The following is a 16,870-nucleotide window of genomic DNA, read 5'->3' as shown; positions in this document are numbered from 1 at the left end:
ATCAAGGGCGAGAAGACTTCCGACGAGGCCCTGGCCCGGGTGTTCGACTACACGCTGGCCATCGGCAAGACCCCGATCGTCGTCAACGACAGCCGTGGGTTCTTCACCAGCCGCGTCATCGGCACGTTCGTGAACGAGGCGCTGGCGATGCTCGGCGAGGGCGTGGAGCCCGCCAGCATCGAGCACGCCGGTTCGCAGGCCGGCTACCCGGCGCCACCGCTGCAGCTGTCCGACGAGCTCAACCTGGAACTGATGCACAAGATCGCCGCCGCTACCCGAAGGGGCGTCGAGGACGCGGGCGGCACCTACGAGCCGCATCCGGCCGAGGCGGTCGTCGAGAAGATGATCGAGATCGGGCGGCCCAGCCGTTTGAAGGGCGCCGGTTTCTACGAGTACGTCGACGGCAAACGCACCGGCCTGTGGCCGGGCCTGCGGGAGACGTTCAAGTCGGGCAGTGCCGAGATTCCGTTGCAGGACATGATCGATCGCATGCTGTTCGCCGAGGCGCTCGAGACGCAGAAGTGCCTGGACGAGGGCGTGCTGACGTCGACCGCCGACGCCAACATCGGCTCGATCATGGGCATCGGCTTCCCGCCCTACACCGGTGGTAGCGCGCAGTTCATCGTCGGCTACTCCGGTGCCGGCGGCACGGGTAAGGATGCCTTCGTGGCCCGGGCCAAGGAACTGGCCGCCCGCTACGGCGACCGCTTCCTGCCGCCCCCATCACTGAGCTGACCCTGCACCACGCAGGCGGAAAAGCCCCCGGAACAACGAGGTTTCGGGGCTTTTTCGTTCTGTCGTCTCGAAAGGCTAACGCCGCCTTTGGAACAGGTAGTACCGCGCCGGCGTCTTCTCGGCACGGTCAAGCTCGCGTTCCGCGCCGGCCGACAGCAACGTCCAATTCTGCGTGAACCGCCGTTCCATCTCGGCGCGATCGACGCCGCGCACCCCGACCCGGCCGCCGGGCACGAACGCGACGATAAGCAGCCGCGCATCGGGGGCCGCCACGGCGCTGATCTCCCTGACGTAGGCATCGCGGTCGCCGTCGCTCATGTTGTGCAGGCAACCGTTGTCGATGATCAACTCGAAGTTCGCGCCGATCCCCGCCTGGCTCAACTGCGTGACGTCGGCCTGGAGGAAGTCGACGGAAGCGCCGGCCGTGGCGGCCTTGGCGCGCGCCCGCTCGAGGGGCTTGGCCACGAAGTCGACCGCCGTGACCTTCCAGCCGTGTTGGGCGAGGTAGATCGAGCCGTCGCCGGTACCGCACCCCACCTCTAGGGCCGACCCCGCGGGGAGGGCGGCGGTGTCGCGGGTTCCCTCGACCAGGTCCCGCACGCTTTGGGCGAGGGGATGGCCGTCCCATGGGGTGAAACCGAGGCGGTAAAAGATCCGAAACAGCATCTGTTTGGAGGCCATGACTCACCCTAGGCCCCGCGGCCGGTCACCTTCTATCTGGCGGCGGCGGCGATTCGGCGCCATTCGGCACGCGGGAAGGCTGTTGGATCCGCGAGCAGCACCTGGATGCAGACATGATCAGCGCCGGCGGAACGATGCTCGGTGACCCGTCGCATGATGGCGTCTTCGTCACCCCAGGCGATGATCGCGTTGAAGAGCCGATCGCTCACCTGCGTGAGATCGTCTTCGGAGAAGCCGCTGCGCAGCAGGTTGTTCGCATAGTTGGGCAAGGCCAAATACGCTCGTAGCCAATCGGTTCCGATCTGACGCGCCTCGTCGGCGCTGTCGGTCAGGATCACCGTCTGCTCCGGCAGCAGCAAGGGGCCCTGGCCCAAAGCCGAACGGGCAGAAGCGGTGTGGTCCGGAGTGACGAGGTACGGGTGGGCGCCACCGGCGCGGCTCGCGGACAGTTTCAACATCTTCGGGCCAAGCGCGGCGAGAACTCGGCGCTCGGTGGGAACCGGCCGCGGCGCGGCATCCAACGCGTCGAGGAACGCCGCCGTCGCCGCCAGAGGTTTGCGGTAGCGCCCGGGCTGGCCGGCGTCGATCAGCGGTGCGTGGCTGACGCCGATTCCCAGCAGGAAGCGGTCCCCGTGCTCGGCGGTCAGCGTCGCATAGGATTCGGCGACGTCGCCCGGCGAATGCATCCACAGATTCAGGATGCCGGTGGCGATCACAGTCCGCTTGGTCGCGGCGAGCAGATGGCCCACCGCGTCGAACACCGGTCCGCCGACGTCCGGTATCCATAGGGCGGGGAAGCCGAGTTCATCGAGTTCGGCTGCTGCGTCGCCGGATTCGGCCGGGTCGCCGTAGCGCAGCTGACTGCTCCAGATCCCAACACCGGTCAGTTCCATCTGATGCCTTCCCTTCTTGGCATGCGCCTGCCGCGGCAACGCGGGTCCGCGTCTTACTGGACATGCTGTCAGACGTCGCTTCCGGTGTATTCGGGGACCGGCATCGAATCGTGCATCCGGACGCCCTTGGTGTTCAGCTTGGCCAACGACCGGGATAGCGACCCCGGCATCGCCGAGATCAGTTGGGCTCCACGGGTTAACGCCCAGACTCCAGCTTCCGAACCGGGGATGATGCCCTTGGCGGCACCGCGAGCGAAGGACCGGCTGCGATGCACCGGGTCGCGCATCTGCAGTTCGTACGCGGCGAAGGCGCGCAGGTGGTCGCCGTCGGCCCGGGCGAGCTCTCCGGCCAGCACGTAGGCGCCGAGGACAGCGAGGCTGGTGCTGCCGCCCACCGCCGGGCCGGGGCAGTATCCGGCGTCGCCGACCAGGGTGACCCGGCGGCGCGACCACCTGTCCGTGCGCAGCTGGGTGATGGAGTCGAAGTAGAAGGTGGGTGTCCGCTCGATTTCGGCCAGCCAGCTGTCCACCTGCTCGTGCATCCCGGCGAAGGCGTCGCGCAGTAACTCCTTCTGCCGCAACGCATCGTGGTGGCCGTAGTCCAATTCCCCCTTGGTGCGAAACAGAAACACCACCCGCGCGTCGTCCAAGTGGTCCGCCGTGTAGATGCCGGCGAAGCGGCCGACGCCGACGTGGCCGACCATCTCCCCGGGCTCGACCAGCGCTTTGGGCGCCGAGAACACCGACAGATATCCCCCGAGGAAGCGCGTCAGCCCGGCCTGTTCGCCGAACGTCAGGTGCCGAACGTTGGAATGCAGGCCGTCGGCACCAACGACGACGTCGAAGGTGCGTGCCGGGGAGTGCTCGAATATCACGGTCCCGTCGTGCTCGATCGCGGTGATCGAGTCGCCGAACAGGTACTCGACGTCGTTGCGGGCGGCGTCGTAGTAAATCTCGCTGAGGTCGTCGCGCATGATTTCCACGTGCCGGTCGGAGCTGGCGGCGTAGATCTTGGCGAGGTCGATCTCGGTGGCCCGGGCCCTGCCTTCCCGGTACAACGCCAGCCGGTTCGTTCCGGTGGCCAGGGCCTCGATGCGTGGCAGGACACCCATCTTCGCCGAGATCTCCATTGCGGGACGGAACAGGTCGACGGCGTGACCGCCGGTTTTGCGCAGCGTCGGTGCGCGCTCGACGACGGTGACGTCGAAGCCGTGGCGGGACAGCCAGTAGGCCAGCACCGGGCCGGCGATGCTGGCGCCGGAGATGAGTATCCGCATGATTCACCGCCCAACTTACTTAACGTTCGGTAAGCATAGCATCCCACTTACCGATCGGTAAGTCAGATAAACTCGTGGGGTGAGCAGGCCGCGGTCAGACACGCGAGAGCGCATTCAGGAGGTCGCTCGCGAGCTGTTTTTGCAGCGGGGCGTGCAGCGCACCAGCCTGCAGGATATCGCCAACCAGCTGGGCATCACCAAACCCGCGCTGTACTACCACTTTCCATCACGCGAAGAACTGGTGCGCAGCATCCTGGTGCCGCTGATCGACGAGGGCGAGCGGTTCGTCGCCGACCACGAGGGCCGCGGCGACACCGATGCCCGCGAGTTGTTAGAGGGCTATTTCGATTTCCACTACCGGCACCGACGGGATCTGGTGCTGCTCTTGACCGAGTTGTCGACACTGATCGACCTCGACCTCATCGACACCGTGCTCGCGTGGCGCGAGCGGCTGGCCAGGCTGGTGTTCGGTGACAAGCCGACGCTCGCGCAGTCCACCCGCGCGGTCGTCGCATTCGGCGGCTTGCAGGACTGCTGCGTGCAGTTCGCCGACGCGCCGCAGGAGGAGTTGCGCGAGAAGTCGGTCGCGGCAGCACTCGACGCGCTGAATGGCTGAGTTACCCCGCCTTATCCCGTTCCGTAGCCGGGCTAAAGTCCCTTGGTATGCGCTTTGGACTCTTCATTCCGCAGGGCTGGCGAATGGATCTCGTCGGCATCGAGCCCGAAAAACACTGGGCGGTGATGCGAGATCTGGCTGACCACGCGGACCGGGGCAGCTGGGACTCGCTGTGGGTCTACGACCATTTCCACACCGTCCCGGTGCCCACCGGCGAAGCCACCCACGAAGCGTGGTCGCTCATGGCCGCGTACGCGGCCACCACGTCGCGGATCAAGCTCGGCCAAATGTGCACGGCGATGAGCTACCGAAACCCGGTCTACCTCGCCAAGGTCGCCGCGACGGCCGACATCATCTCCGGTGGCCGGATTCAGATGGGGATTGGTGGTGGCTGGTATGAACACGAATGGCGCGCTTACGGTTACGGATTCCCCTCGGCGGGTGTGCGGTTGGGCCGGCTGGACGAAGGGGTCCAGATCATGCGCGACGCCTGGCGCGACGGCAAGGTCAGCTTTGACGGCAAGCACTATCAGGTCGACGGCGCGATCGTCGCTCCTAAGCCGTTGCAGGACAACGGGATTCCGCTGTGGATCGCGGGTGGTGGCGAGAAGCTGACCCTGCGTATCGCCGCCCAATACGCGCAGTACACCAACTTCACGCCCGAGCCGGAGGCGTTCGCCCACAAGTCGGAGGTACTCGCCGAGCACTGCCGCAACCTGGGCACCGACTTCGATGCCATCGTGCGTTCGGTCAACGTCAACGCCGTCGTCGGCACGTCGGAGGCCGATGTCAACGACCGGCTGCAACGGATCCGCGACCGCATGGTCGGTTATGTGGGCGAGGCTGCCGCGGATGCGATGATCGCCGGTACCAGCGGGCCGGACTCGGCAACGGGCACACCGGAACAGGTCATCGAGCGCCTGGCGAAGATCCGCGACCTCGGGTGCGAATACGCCATCTGCTATTTCCCCGAGGCCGCCTACGACCGTTCCGGCATCGAGTTGTTCGAACGAGAGATCATTCCCGCGCTGAGCTGACGGCTCGTCAGACGTCGGCCGTGACGTACCTCGTCTTGGCCGGGGGCGCGGCCAGCAGCGCGGGAAGGTGCGTCAGCTTGCCCGCACCGGCGCGAAACGCGCGGTAGGCCTCGTCATGCTCGACCGAATCCCAGATCTCGTAGATCAGCCAGTGCGCTTCGTCGTCCTCGTCGACGAGCACGTCGGTGCGGACATTGCCATCGAACCCCCGGGTGTCTTGCAGCGCCCGGCCCATCAGCTCGCGCCCCGCGGCGACCTCGTCGGGCTTGAACTTGAGCTCGAGTATCACGGTGACCGTCATGGCGCCAACATATCTTCCCCGCGCGGCTCGCGGGCGTTCAGCCGGTGTGCGGTTGACGAGAATGCGGTTTCCACTTTTCGGAAGGCTGTTATACGGTTCAGTGAGTTCCGTTGGCGGATTGTGGACGATCCTGGAGGATCCCTCGATGCAGAAGGCACTAGCCCCCGAGATCTCTACCTGGCCGGATGAGAGCCCGCAGCTGATCGGCAGCCGGTGCGCCAGCTGTGCGGCCACCACCTTCCCGGTGCAGCAGTGGTGCCCGCGCTGTAGCGCCGGCGCGATGTCCGATGTGTTGTTGCCGCGCCGCGGGACGCTGGTGGCGTGGACGACGCAGGGCTTTCCGCCCGGCGCCCCCTATGCCGGCCCGGCCGGCAAGGACTTCGTGCCGTTCGGTGTCGGTTTGGTCCAGCTCGGTGACGTCATCCGCGTCGAAGGACGGTTGACCGAGAACGACCCGGCCAAGCTGCAGTTCGGCCAGGAGGTCGAACTCATCATGGTGCCCCTCACCACCGACGACGAGGGCGCCGAAATCATGACCTTCGCGTTCCAGCCGGTCTAGTGGTGATCACCACCGGCTATCGAGCGGGTCGCCACCATCTATCCGTGGTGATCGCGAGGGCGGCGGAGCCGGGCGAAGCGGGTCGCCACCATCTATCCAGGAGGATTTGAGATGACCAACGATGTCGCCATCATCGGCGTGGGCCTCCACCCGTTCGGCAGGTTCGAGAAGACCGCGATGCAGATGGGCGCGGAGGCGGTCCAGCTCGCGCTCAAAGACGCCGGCGTGGACTGGAAAGACATCCAGTTCGGCTTCGGTGGCAGCTATGAGGTCTCCAACCCCGACGCGGTGACCCGACTGGTCGGGCTGACCGGCATCACGTTCACCAACGTATTCAACGCGTGCGCCACCGCGGCCAGCGCCATCCAGCAGACCGCCGACACCATCCGGCTGGGCAAATACGACATCGGCATCGCCATCGGCCTCGACAAGCACCCCCGCGGCGCGTTCACCGACGACCCCGCCAAGCTGGCGCTGCCGCAGTGGTACGCCAACAACGGGCAGTTCGTCACCACCAAGTTCTTCGGCATGAAGGCCAACAAGTACATCCACGACCACAACATCTCCCAGGCCACCTTGGCCAAGGTGGCGGCCAAGAACTTCCGCAACGGTGCACTGAATCCGAATGCGTTCCGGCGCAAAGCTATTCCCGAGGACGAGATCCTCAACTCGACCGTTCTCAACTATCCGCTGACCCAGTACATGTTCTGCGCGCCCGACGAGGGCGCCGCCGCGGTCATCATGTGTCGCGCCGACATGGCCGAGAAATTCACCGACAAGCCGGTGTATGTGCGCTCCAGTGAGATCCGCACGCGCACGTTCGGTGCCTACGAGGTGCATGCCACCTCGGCGCCGCTCGACGAGGATCCCTCGCCGACGGTGTACGCGGCCAAGGCCGCCTACGAGGCGGCCGGCATCGGACCCGAAGACGTCGACATCGCGCAGCTGCAGGACACCGACGCCGGGGCCGAGGTGATCCACATGGCCGAGACCGGTCTGTGCGCGGACGGCGAGCAGGAGAAGCTGCTGGCCGATGGCGCCACCGAGATCCACGGCTCGATACCCGTCAACACCGACGGCGGGCTGATCGCCAACGGCGAGCCGATCGGCGCGTCGGGACTGCGGCAGGTGCACGAACTGGTGCGGCAGTTGCGCGGCGAGGCCGGGGAGCGTCAGGTGCCCGGCAACCCGCGTGTCGGCCTGGCTCAGGTGTACGGTGCGCCCGGCACCGCGTCGGCGACCATCCTGTCGCTGTAGGACTGCCCGCAGTCAAATAGCCGGGCCCAGAAGGTCGTCCGCGTCGCGGATGATGTAGCCGTAGCCTTGCTCGGCCAGGAAGCGCTGCCGGTGCGCGGCGTATTCGGCGTCCAGGCTGTCGCGCGCCACCACGGAATAGAAGGTGGCGCCCCCGCCGTCGGCCTTGGGCCGCAACAGCCGGCCCAGCCGCTGCGCCTCCTCCTGGCGCGAACCGAAGGTACCCGAAACCTGCACGGCCACCGCGGCTTCCGGCAAGTCGATGGAGAAGTTGGCGACCTTGGACACCACCAGCGTGTTCACCTCGCCGCGGCGGAAGGCGTCGAACAGCTCTTCGCGTTCCTTCGTCCGCGTGGAGCCCTGGATCACCGGGGCGCTCAGCTCGGCGCCCAGCTCGTCGAGCTGATCGAGGTACGCGCCGATCACCAGGGTCTGCTCACCCGGATGCTTTGCCAAAATCGACTTGACCACAGCGATTTTGGTGTGCACCGTCGAGCACAGCTTGTAACGCTCCTCGGGTTCGGCGGTGGCATACGTCATCCGCTCGTTGTCGGTCATCGTGACCCGCACCTCGACGCACTCCGCCGGCGCGATCCACCCCTGCGCCTCGATGTCCTTCCACGGTGCGTCATAGCGTTTCGGGCCGATCAGGGAGAACACGTCGCCCTCGCGGCCGTCCTCGCGGACCAGCGTGGCGGTCAACCCCAGGCGCCGCTTGGACTGCAGATCGGCGGTCATCCGAAACACCGGCGCCGGCAACAAGTGGACCTCGTCGTAGATGATCAGCCCCCAGTCGCGACTGTCGAACAGCTCAAGGTGCCGATACTCGCCCTTGGTGCGGCGGGTGATCATCTGGTACGTCGAGATGGTGACGGGCCGGATTTCCTTGCGCTCACCGGAGTATTCGCCGATCTCGTCCTCGGTGAGCGATGTGCGGGCGATCAGCTCGCGTTTCCACTGCCGCGCCGCGACGATGTTGGTGACCAAAATCAACGTCGTCGCACCGGCTTTCGCCATCGCCGCGGCCCCCACCAGCGTCTTACCGGCGCCGCACGGAAGCACCACCACACCGGACCCGCCGGACCAGAACGAGTCGGTGGCCATCTGCTGATAGTCGCGCAGGTGCCAGCCGTCTTGGGCCAGGCTGATCGGATGCGCCTCGCCATCGACGTAGCCCGCGAGATCCTCGGCGGGCCAACCGATCTTGAGCAGCATTTGTTTGACCCGGCCGCGCTCGCTGGGGTGGACGACGACGGTGTCGTCGTCGATCCGGGCGCCGAGCATCGGCGCGATCTTCTTGTTGCGCAACACCTCCTCGAGCACCGCGCGATCCAGGCTCACCAAGCTGAGGCCGTGTGCCGGGTTTTTCACCAGCTGCAGACGGCCATAGCGGGCCATGGTGTCGACGATGTCGACCAGCAGCGGCTGGGGCACCGCATAACGGGAGAAGGAGACCAGCGCGTCGACGACCTGTTCGGCATCATGACCGGCGGCGCGGGCATTCCACAGCGCCAGCGGTGTGATGCGGTAGGTGTGCACGTGTTCGGGTGCGCGTTCCAGCTCGGCGAACGGCGCGATGGCGGCCCGCGCCGCACCGGCCTGCTCATGATCCACTTCGAGCAGCACCGTCTTGTCGGACTGCACGATCAAGGGTCCGTCAGACATTTATGCGCCGCTCCTCCTCATCGCTTCGCTCTGCATCGTCGCCGGCGCGCATTTATGCGCCGCTCCTCCTCATCGCTTCGCTCTGCATCGTCGCCGGCGCGCATTTATGCGCGGCTCCTCCTCATCGCTTCGCTTCGCCCGCATCTCACCCATTATCGGCCGGCGGCCGACACCACCGACGTGATCCGGTGGATCGCGAAGTCGCGCAGCCGCCCCGACGCCGAGTCGAACGCGACCAGCTGACCGCCCCGGACGGTGATCGGCGACACAACCCGCTGGGTGGCCACCCCGGCCGCGTCTAGATAACCGATCACCAGGGTGTCTTGTTCCCTGGCCGCGCGCTGCAACAGCGTCATGGTGGCCGCCGGATCGACGCGGATATTGCCGAACGGCGCGGCGGTGACCTTGCGCAGCACCGCCACGACCGCATTGAGGCTTTCGCTGTTGGGACGCCGCACCGGACGGTACGGGCGGCGCTGCTGCGGTGTGGCCACCCGGGCGCCGCGAGGCCGGACGTCGACGATGGCGCCCGAGGAGTCTTCGGCCGCCGGGGCAAAACCCGCGGCCCGCAGCGCGGCGAGCACCTCAGCGATCGGCGCCGGTGACACCGCGACCGTGGGAGCCAGGGCACGCAACTGCACATCTTCGGTCGCGGGCGCAGCCACGGCCTGGGCCAGCAACGCCGGATCCTCGCAGCGCACGAACGAGGCGGCCATGCCGATCCGCAGCTGCCCGTGCCTGCGCGCGACGTCGTCGATGAGATAGGTAAGTCCTTGCGGCACCGGTGTTTTGGAATGGTTGGCAAACAGGGTGTGCATCCAGTCGCGGGTCTTGCCGACATCGAGCGCATGCCGGATCGACTGCTCGCTGACGCGATACACCATCGCCGTACCGGCCGATTCGACGGTGGCCACCGTGGCGAGTTGCTCCGCCAGGTCGCGCTGCAGCGGTCCGGGCACGACAACGGTCAGGTCCGCCTGCACCAAGAAGTGGTCGACCGGCTTGGGTAGCGCCCGGGCCATCGCGTCGACCGCGGCCTGGGGATCGGCGTCCTCGTCCAGCAGCGCACGACCGGGCGTGCTGATCGCCCCACGCCCCACCAGGCCCATGGCGTGGCTTTCGGTGAGCAGATCCCCGATGGGCCCGGGCTGCAACCGCTTGGCCCAGCGCGGACGCCGCCAGATCAGCGCCGCCGAGGCCTCCACCGCGTCGACACCGGCACCCGACGGGAGCTCGGAGAGCATGCCGAGCAATAGCCGGCGATCCAGCGGTGCGGCCGTGGAGTACAGCGCATCGGTCAGCGCGCCATAGGGTTTGGCGTCGGGGCTGCGAGTGCCGATCAGCGCCGGCCGGCTGGGAAGGTCGAGCCAGCTGCCGGCCAACAGCTGCCAGCGCTCGGCGGTGGACATCGTGGCGAACCGGTCGGTGACGACCGTCGGCGCCCAGTACGGTCCCTCGCCCGCGGTGGGTTCGGGGTCGGGCATCCCGCTGGCGATCAATCCGGCCGCGGCCGCGACTTCGAGGATCAAGCCCAGCCGCGGCTCCTCGATACCGGACACCTTGCTCAGCCGCTTGAGATCCCGGATTCCCAGACCGCCGCTACGCAGCTCGGAAACCGGTGCGGCAGAAAGTGTTTCGAGAAGGACGTCGAGCTCCAGCAGCAGATCGATGGCGGCTCCGGCGGCCGTCGCGTCGGCATCGTCGGGGGTGGTGGTCGACACCACCGGGTCCGGCGCGGTCAGCTGCATGGGGCCGGGCTGCTCGCCGCGCAGCACCTGCCCCACGTGGCGGGGCAGGATCACGGTTTCGGCGTCGATCCGTCGCAGCAGTCCCATGGCCAGCAACTGGGGCACCGGGCGGTCGGCCGGCGCGCCGGGCGCGGCGTCACGGGTGCGGCCCATCGGCGACCCTTCGAGGAGTTTCTCCAAGACCTCGAGCTGAGCCTGATCGAGGTCGTCGATCAGGCCGGCGATCTGCTCGGCGCTGCGGGAGGTGTCCTCGAGAATGACCTGCCCCGGGTACCACGGCATTCCCGTCCCGGCATCGGGGGCAACCCGTAGCGCGGTCTCGCCCCACACCAAGACGCGCTGCCGGAGATCGTCGACCGCGTCGAGGACGTCGGCTTCGGGGGCGCGGTCACCGATCAGCGACAGCAGCTTCGCGGTCGGCACCGGTTCCGCGTCGGCCTGCAGCACCAGTAGTGCGTCGAGCACCGCCAGCCGCAGGAAGTCGAGGTCGTCGGTGGCAGCCTTGATCGACTGGCGGGCCTGGGCTCGCGCTGCCAGTGCGGCGATGTTGCCGGGCGGGGGTTGGGCGAGGTCCGGCCGTGATTCCAGCAGTCGGATCAGGCGCTCATCGGATAACTCGGCCAGCCACGACCCCAGCGGGATATCCGGGGTGTTGACGGTCATCGCTGACCAGCGTAAAGCAGGTCGTGGGTACCGAGCAGATTGCGAAGCGGCGGCAGCGCAGCGACGTGAACCTTCGGTCTTGCGCCACGCGCTCCCGGGTCACCTGTCAGAATGGATCTCGTGGCTGACACTGAGGGCAAAGCAGGCAAAACCAAGTATGTGGACAACGGCTGGCCGACGACGGACCCCGACGACCATGCGGTCAGTGAACTCGTGACCGACCGGACGGGCGCGCTGTCGCCCTTCGGCGAGCTGGCGTTCCCGCTGCCCTCCACCGAGCTGCCCTACCTGCACCCGGTCACCGTCGTCAACCGGTAGGTCTCCACATGGCCAGGGCCTCTGAGACCTCGAAAGCCCCGGCGACCGGGGCGTCGGGACAATCCGGCCCGGGCGCACTGTCGCACGTGGACCACCAGGGGGCGGCGCACATGGTCGATGTCAGCGAGAAGGTGGCCACCAAGCGGACCGCCGTCGCCGCGGGTGTCCTGCGGACGTCGGCGCGCGTGGTGGCCCTGATCTCGACCGGCGGCCTGCCCAAGGGCGACGCGCTGGCCACCGCGCGGGTGGCGGGTATTCAGGCGGCAAAGCGCACCAGTGACCTCATCCCGCTCTGCCATCAGCTCGCGCTCACCGGGGTCGACATCGACTTCGCCGTAGCGGGGTCGGACATCGAGATCACCGCGACGGTGCGAAGCACCGACCGCACGGGGGTGGAGATGGAAGCGCTGACCGCCGTCGGGGTCGCGGCCCTGACGCTCTTCGACATGATCAAAGCGGTCGACCCGGCCGCGCGGATCGATGACATTCGAGTCCTGCACAAGGAAGGTGGCAAAACCGGAATGTGGACGCGGTCATGAGCACCCGATCGGCCCGCGTCATCATCGCCTCGACCCGGGCGTCGGCCGGACAGTACGAGGACCGATGCGGGCCCATCATCGCCGAATGGCTGACCCAGCGGGGCTTTTCGCCCGTGCAGCCGGAGGTGGTTGCCGACGGCCCGCCCGTCGGTGATGCGCTGCGCAAGGCGATCGATGACGACGTCGACGTCATCCTCACCTCCGGTGGCACCGGCATCTCACCCACTGACAGCACACCGGACCAGACCGTGGCCGTGGTCGATTACCTGATTCCCGGCCTGGCAGAGGCGATCCGCCGGTCGGGCCTGCCGAAGGTGCCGACGTCGGTGTTGTCGCGCAGTGTGTGCGGTGTGGCCGGGCGGACGCTGATCGTCAACCTGCCGGGTTCACCCGGTGGGGTGCGCGACGGGCTCGGGGTGCTCGCCGATGTCCTCGACCACGCGCTCGATCAACTCGCGGGTAAAGACCACCAGCGATGACGCTCGTCGTGCGCGCAGCCGTGACCGAGCACCCGATTCTGCTGGCCGAGCATGAAGAACTGGTGGGCCATCAGTCGGCCGGGGCCATCGTCGGGTTCGTCGGCATGATCCGCGACCACGACGTCGGGCGCCGGGTGGTGCGGCTGGAATACTCCGCGCACCCGTCAGCCACCCAGGTCATGGCCGATGTGGTGGCCGATGTGGCGGCGCAATCCGACGGCGTACGCGCCGTCGCCGCCAGCCACCGCGTCGGTGTGCTGCACATCGGCGAGGCGGCGTTGGTGGCGGCCGTCGCCGCCGACCATCGGCACGCGGCATTCACCACCTGCGCGCACCTGGTGGACACCATCAAGGCGCGGCTGCCGGTGTGGAAGCACCAGTTCTTCGCCGACGGCACCGAGGAGTGGGTGGGCTCGGCCTGACGCCGTCGCTACCTCGGCCCCGAAGTTGGTGCGCAGTGCCCGACACGCCCCGAACAGGAGGGTTTTCGGGGCGTGCGGGGAATCTGTTGGCGTTAGAGATTCAGGCGTTGAACGACGGCTGCGCCAGGGCGTCCAGGGCATCGTTTCCCTGCACGTCCTGTGCCCGAATCGCTTCCCACAGTTGCTGGGTGTAGCCGGCATCGGAAGCAAGCTCGGGCATGCCGACCGGGACGAATCCGCGGAAGTCCGAATCCGCGACGGGTGCGTCCGCCGGGGGTGCGGGCGGCAGATCGGCCGGGGGTGCGGCGTCCGCGGGGGGTGCGGGCGGCAGATCGGCCGGGGGCGCCGGCAGGTCTGCCGGGGGAGCGTCCGGCGGTGCCGGACGGTCAAAGGAGGCCAGCTGCACCGGGGCGTGCGGGGGCGGCGGAGCGTCCTGCGCGGGCGGGGCCAGCGGCGCTGGTGCGCCGTTGATGCCGGGCGCATCCAGCGGTGCGTCCAGGCCGGCCGGAACGGGCATCTCGCGCGGGCTGGGAGCCGACAGCGGGCGACCGCAGACGGGCCAAGCACCGCGACCCTGGGTGGCCAACACCCGCTCGGCGACGGCGATCTGCTGTTCCTTGGTGGCAAGTTCGGCCGACGGGGCGTATTCGCCGCCGCCGTGTGAGGCCCAGGTGCTGGCGCTGAATTGCACACCGCCGTGGTACCCGTTGCCGGTGTTGATGCCCCAGTTGCCGCCGGACTCGCAACGGGCTACTTGATCCCATTCGCCGTCGGTGGCCGCGGCCGCCTGGCCGGCCAGGGCGAGGCTGCCGCCACCAAGCACTGCGCCGGTAAAGGCGATCTTGGCGACGCTGACGGTGGATGCGGTGGGCTTACGATGACGTCCGCTCATACGCGCCGATGTATTCCTCTCTCGTCACGCGCCTGCGAGGTCAGCTGTCGGGTTCGGGTTGGAGAGGCCACCCGGCCGACGTGGTCTTCGAAGCGACGACGCCGGCTTCACCCCAAGGAGCCGCGAGCGGCCCCAGTCCGATCACGGTGGACCGGTGGGTCCCCCGTCTCCATCCATGAGTTGGTGACCCCCGCCTATTGGATGGAGCTCGGCGCGATAGGGAGGGAAGGTCCGCCAATCGGGATGGCTGGCGAGCCTTCGGAGACGGTAACGGTTTCTGTTGGTCTCGTCACGTCTTGCGAAACCTGGCGTTTCACTCTCGGCCATCTGCGAAAACCGCAGCAAGACACGGTGTTTACGCAGGTCATAACTCCCGAGATCACAGCGTGACCGCGCCGTTATCGTTCCGTTACGTGAGATATTTCACAGTTTCAGCCGCCGGAAAACGGCGGCAGAACGTCGATGGTGTCACCGGATTGCAACGCCGCGGTCTCGTCGCGGACGACGACGCCGTCGCGCAGGTAGGAGCATCGGCTCAGCACGCCGGCAAGGCTGGACCCCCGAACGGCGAGCCGCTCGACCAGCTCGGCCACCGTGGTGCCGGGGCGCACCACCAGCGTCTCCGCCTCGACGCCCGCGGCCGCGTGGGCGGCCGCGAAGTAGCGCACGGTGACCTGGATTCCGGTTGCTTGGACGGGCGTCTGACCCGTGTTGCTAGCCACCGATCGCGCTCATCGGGCGGTCGGGCTGGACGAAGTTGGGGTCGTTGATGCCGTGACCGGCGGGCTTGCCCCACATCGCGGTACGCCACGCCGCCTCGATCGCCTCGTCGGGCGCGCCGTTGCGCAGCAGCCCCCGAAGGTCCGTCTCCTCCTTCGCGAACAGGCAGCTGCGGATCTGGCCGTCGGCCGTCAACCGGGTGCGGTCACACGTCGAGCAAAAGGCGTGCGAGACCGATGCGATGACACCAACCTTGCCGCCCGGCGTGTCGGCGCTCTCATCGACCAGCCAGAGCTCGGCCGGCGCGGAACCGCGCGGCGCCGGGTCGGGCCGCAACTGGAAGTGCGGGCGCAGTGCCGCCAGCACGTCGTCGGCGGTCAGCGTCTCATCGCGGCGCCATTGGTGCCCGGCGTCGAGCGGCATCTGCTCGATGACGCGCAACTGGTAGCTGTGCTCGAGGCAGAATCGCAACAGCTGGACCACGTCGTCCCGTCCGGTCGCGGGGTCGAGCACGGCGTTCACCTTCACCGGCGCCAAGCCGGCCTCGTGGGCGGCGGCCAGGCCGGCCAGCACGTCGTGGAGCCGGTCGCGGCGGGTGATGGCCGCGAAGTGCTGCCGGTCCACGCTGTCCAGCGAGATGTTGACCCGGTCCAGCCCCGCCTGGGCGAGCCCGGCGGCGCGCCGCGCCAGCCCGACGCCGTTGGTCGTCAGGGAAATCTCGGGGCGGGGCGTCAGGGCGGCCGCCGCGGCGACCACCTCTTCGAGGTGGCGTGCCAGCAATGGCTCACCGCCGGTGAACCGCACGCTGGTGACCCCCAACCGGGTGACCGCGATGTGCATCAGCCTGGCCAACTCGTCGGCAGTCAGCAGCTGCTCGCCCGGCAGCCAGTCCAGGCCCTCGGCCGGCATGCAGTAGGTGCACCGCAGGTTGCAGCGATCGGTCAGGGAGATCCGCAGATCCGTGGCGATCCGCCCGTAGGTATCCACCAACGGGCCGGCGGACGGTGCTTTTCCGGGAACGACGCGGCTGCCGCCGGGGCGCTCAGGGCGGCTCCGCACGGTCGGGAAATTCAAGGCAGTCAGGGTCATGCGGCCACCGGCGGCGCGTGGTGAAGCGGCGAGTCGACGGGAACGATCTCCTTGCCGAGCGGCATCAGCGACACCGGAATCAGTTTGAGATTGGCCAGCGCCAGCGGGATGCCGACGATCGTCAGCGCCATCGTCACCGCGCTGACCAGATGACCGACCGCCAGCCACACTCCGAACAGCACCACCCAGATGATGTTTCCGATCAGGGCGCCGGACCCTGCGGTCGGCTTGTCGACGATCGTGCGGCCGAACGGCCACAGCGCGTAGGAGGCGATGCGCAGCGACGCGAAGCCGAACGGGATGGTGATGATCAGCAGAAAGCTGATGAGGGCCGCAACAAGGTATCCGGCGGCCATCCAGAGGCCGCCGAACAGAAGCCAGATGATGTTCAGGATCAGGCGCATATCTCCTCCGCGGGTACTACTAAGCGTACCGAGTCATAAATAGCGGGGGTGCTCGCCAGGTACGTATCCGAGTAGGATCAGACTCTTAATACGGCGTCCTGCGCAGGCGGGACGCTTATTGTGTTGCCTATTTCTATCGACCCGTTAGACAAGCAGGTGAGACCAGTGCCGACCGGCAAGGTTAAGTGGTACGACGTTGACAAGGGCTTCGGCTTCCTGTCGCAAGAGGACGGCGAAGACGTCTACGTCCGCTCGTCGGCGCTGCCTGCCGGGGTCGAGGGGCTCAAGGCGGGCCAGCGGGTCGAATTCGGTATCGCCTCCGGACGGCGCGGGCCGCAAGCGTTGAGCCTCAAGCTGATTGAGCCGCCGCCCAGCCTGACCAAGTCGCGGCGCGAGGCGCCTGCCGAACACAAGCACAGCCCCGACGAGCTGCATGGCATGGTTGAGGACATGATCACGCTGCTGGAAAGCACCGTGCAGCCCGAGCTGCGCAAGGGTCGCTACCCGGACCGCAAGACCGCGCGCCGGGTATCCGAGGTCGTCAAGGCCGTGGCGCGGGAGTTCGACGCCTAACGCGC

General features: G+C 67.7%; 20 protein-coding genes and 1 riboswitch. Of the genes, 10 read left to right on the top strand and 10 right to left on the bottom strand.

Going from position 1 to position 16,870, the window contains the following annotated elements:
* A partial coding sequence (locus tag EPN51_RS06795; RefSeq protein WP_293038904.1) for a 3-hydroxyacyl-CoA dehydrogenase family protein occupies nt 1-735 on the top strand: 735 nt, incomplete at its 5' end.
* A gap of 75 nt (nt 736-810) precedes the next feature.
* Here the strand turns inward: EPN51_RS06795 and EPN51_RS06790 are convergent.
* The 3 genes from EPN51_RS06790 to EPN51_RS06780 all read right to left on the bottom strand — a co-directional run bounded on the left by EPN51_RS06790 (nt 811) and on the right by EPN51_RS06780 (nt 3,586).
* The gene (locus EPN51_RS06790; RefSeq protein ID WP_293038902.1) at nt 811-1,416 is read right to left on the bottom strand and encodes a class I SAM-dependent methyltransferase; all 606 of its coding nucleotides are present in this window, start codon (nt 1,414-1,416) and stop codon (nt 811-813) included.
* A gap of 32 nt (nt 1,417-1,448) precedes the next feature.
* On the bottom strand, nt 1,449-2,309 hold the full coding sequence (locus EPN51_RS06785) for an LLM class F420-dependent oxidoreductase (RefSeq protein WP_293038900.1): 861 nt from the start codon (nt 2,307-2,309) through the stop codon (nt 1,449-1,451).
* A 68-nt stretch (nt 2,310-2,377) separates the two neighbouring features.
* Entirely contained in the window at nt 2,378-3,586 is a 1,209-nt protein-coding gene (locus tag EPN51_RS06780; protein WP_293038898.1) for an FAD-dependent monooxygenase, read from the bottom strand.
* A 79-nt stretch (nt 3,587-3,665) separates the two neighbouring features.
* On the opposite strand from EPN51_RS06780, the gene EPN51_RS06775 reads away from it, so the two are divergent.
* Nucleotides 3,666-4,202, top strand: coding sequence for a TetR/AcrR family transcriptional regulator (locus tag EPN51_RS06775; protein WP_293038896.1), 537 nt, complete (start codon nt 3,666-3,668; stop codon nt 4,200-4,202).
* Between the two features lie 47 nt (nt 4,203-4,249).
* A complete protein-coding gene (locus tag EPN51_RS06770) occupies nt 4,250-5,239 on the top strand; it encodes an LLM class F420-dependent oxidoreductase (protein ID WP_293038894.1) in 990 nt (329 codons plus the stop codon).
* A 7-nt stretch (nt 5,240-5,246) separates the two neighbouring features.
* Here EPN51_RS06770 and EPN51_RS06765 read toward each other — a convergent pair whose 3' ends face one another.
* Nucleotides 5,247-5,540 carry an antibiotic biosynthesis monooxygenase gene (locus EPN51_RS06765; protein ID WP_293038892.1) on the bottom strand — a complete coding sequence of 98 codons (294 nt, stop codon included), beginning with the start codon at nt 5,538-5,540 and terminating at the stop codon, nt 5,247-5,249.
* Between the two features lie 145 nt (nt 5,541-5,685).
* Between EPN51_RS06765 and EPN51_RS06760 the strand changes: the two genes are divergently transcribed.
* Together EPN51_RS06760 and EPN51_RS06755 are read left to right on the top strand one after the other, a co-directional pair.
* Nucleotides 5,686-6,099 carry an OB-fold domain-containing protein gene (locus EPN51_RS06760; protein WP_293038890.1) on the top strand — a complete coding sequence of 138 codons (414 nt, stop codon included), beginning with the start codon at nt 5,686-5,688 and terminating at the stop codon, nt 6,097-6,099.
* A 111-nt stretch (nt 6,100-6,210) separates the two neighbouring features.
* A complete protein-coding gene (locus EPN51_RS06755) occupies nt 6,211-7,356 on the top strand; it encodes a thiolase family protein (protein ID WP_293038887.1) in 1,146 nt (381 codons plus the stop codon).
* A gap of 12 nt (nt 7,357-7,368) precedes the next feature.
* On the opposite strand, the gene EPN51_RS06750 is transcribed toward EPN51_RS06755, so the two are convergent.
* Both EPN51_RS06750 and EPN51_RS06745 read right to left on the bottom strand, forming a co-directional pair.
* Nucleotides 7,369-9,018, bottom strand: a complete 1,650-nt coding sequence (locus EPN51_RS06750) for a DNA repair helicase XPB (protein ID WP_293038884.1) — start codon at nt 9,016-9,018, stop codon at nt 7,369-7,371.
* Nucleotides 9,019-9,170: 152 nt separating this feature from the next.
* Nucleotides 9,171-11,429, bottom strand: coding sequence for a helicase-associated domain-containing protein (locus EPN51_RS06745; RefSeq protein ID WP_293038881.1), 2,259 nt, complete (start codon nt 11,427-11,429; stop codon nt 9,171-9,173).
* A gap of 120 nt (nt 11,430-11,549) precedes the next feature.
* On the opposite strand from EPN51_RS06745, the gene EPN51_RS06740 reads away from it, so the two are divergent.
* The 4 genes from EPN51_RS06740 to EPN51_RS06725 are packed head-to-tail and all read left to right on the top strand — an operon-like array spanning nt 11,550 to nt 13,187.
* The gene (locus EPN51_RS06740; RefSeq protein ID WP_293038878.1) at nt 11,550-11,747 is read left to right on the top strand and encodes a hypothetical protein; all 198 of its coding nucleotides are present in this window, start codon (nt 11,550-11,552) and stop codon (nt 11,745-11,747) included.
* Between the two features lie 8 nt (nt 11,748-11,755).
* Nucleotides 11,756-12,286 (top strand): cyclic pyranopterin monophosphate synthase MoaC, encoded by a 531-nt coding sequence (moaC, locus tag EPN51_RS06735; RefSeq protein WP_293038876.1) that lies wholly within the window; start codon nt 11,756-11,758, stop codon nt 12,284-12,286.
* Nucleotides 12,283-12,765, top strand: coding sequence for a MogA/MoaB family molybdenum cofactor biosynthesis protein (locus tag EPN51_RS06730; protein ID WP_293038874.1), 483 nt, complete (start codon nt 12,283-12,285; stop codon nt 12,763-12,765). Before moaC ends, EPN51_RS06730 begins: the two co-directional genes overlap by 4 nt.
* Nucleotides 12,762-13,187, top strand: a complete 426-nt coding sequence (locus EPN51_RS06725) for a molybdenum cofactor biosynthesis protein MoaE (protein WP_293038872.1) — start codon at nt 12,762-12,764, stop codon at nt 13,185-13,187. Before EPN51_RS06730 ends, EPN51_RS06725 begins: the two co-directional genes overlap by 4 nt.
* A gap of 100 nt (nt 13,188-13,287) precedes the next feature.
* Here EPN51_RS06725 and EPN51_RS06720 read toward each other — a convergent pair whose 3' ends face one another.
* The 4 genes from EPN51_RS06720 to EPN51_RS06705 all read right to left on the bottom strand — a co-directional run bounded on the left by EPN51_RS06720 (nt 13,288) and on the right by EPN51_RS06705 (nt 16,292).
* Nucleotides 13,288-14,079 carry a transglycosylase family protein gene (locus EPN51_RS06720; RefSeq protein WP_293038870.1) on the bottom strand — a complete coding sequence of 264 codons (792 nt, stop codon included), beginning with the start codon at nt 14,077-14,079 and terminating at the stop codon, nt 13,288-13,290.
* Between the two features lie 13 nt (nt 14,080-14,092).
* Nucleotides 14,093-14,303: riboswitch (cyclic di-AMP (ydaO/yuaA leader) on the bottom strand.
* 207 nt (nt 14,304-14,510) lie between these two features.
* On the bottom strand, nt 14,511-14,801 hold the full coding sequence (locus tag EPN51_RS06715; protein ID WP_293038868.1) for a MoaD/ThiS family protein: 291 nt from the start codon (nt 14,799-14,801) through the stop codon (nt 14,511-14,513).
* Nucleotides 14,794-15,888, bottom strand: coding sequence for a GTP 3',8-cyclase MoaA (gene moaA, locus EPN51_RS06710; RefSeq protein WP_293038866.1), 1,095 nt, complete (start codon nt 15,886-15,888; stop codon nt 14,794-14,796). The genes EPN51_RS06715 and moaA overlap by 8 nt, the downstream gene beginning before the upstream one ends.
* Nucleotides 15,885-16,292, bottom strand: a complete 408-nt coding sequence (locus EPN51_RS06705) for a YccF domain-containing protein (RefSeq protein WP_293038865.1) — start codon at nt 16,290-16,292, stop codon at nt 15,885-15,887. Before EPN51_RS06705 ends, moaA begins: the two co-directional genes overlap by 4 nt.
* 165 nt (nt 16,293-16,457) lie before the next feature.
* Here EPN51_RS06705 and EPN51_RS06700 point away from each other — a divergent pair, with 165 nt between their 5' ends.
* Nucleotides 16,458-16,865: a cold-shock protein gene (locus tag EPN51_RS06700; protein ID WP_293038864.1), complete on the top strand. Its 408-nt coding sequence runs from the start codon at nt 16,458-16,460 to the stop codon at nt 16,863-16,865.
* The last annotated feature ends 5 nt before the right edge of the window (nt 16,866-16,870 follow it).

The organism is Mycobacterium sp., from assembly GCF_004298145.1.
Lineage (GTDB): Bacteria > Actinomycetota > Actinomycetes > Mycobacteriales > Mycobacteriaceae > Mycobacterium.
Note: the sequence above shows the minus strand (reverse complement) of the source record. Positions and strands in the feature narration are given on the sequence as shown.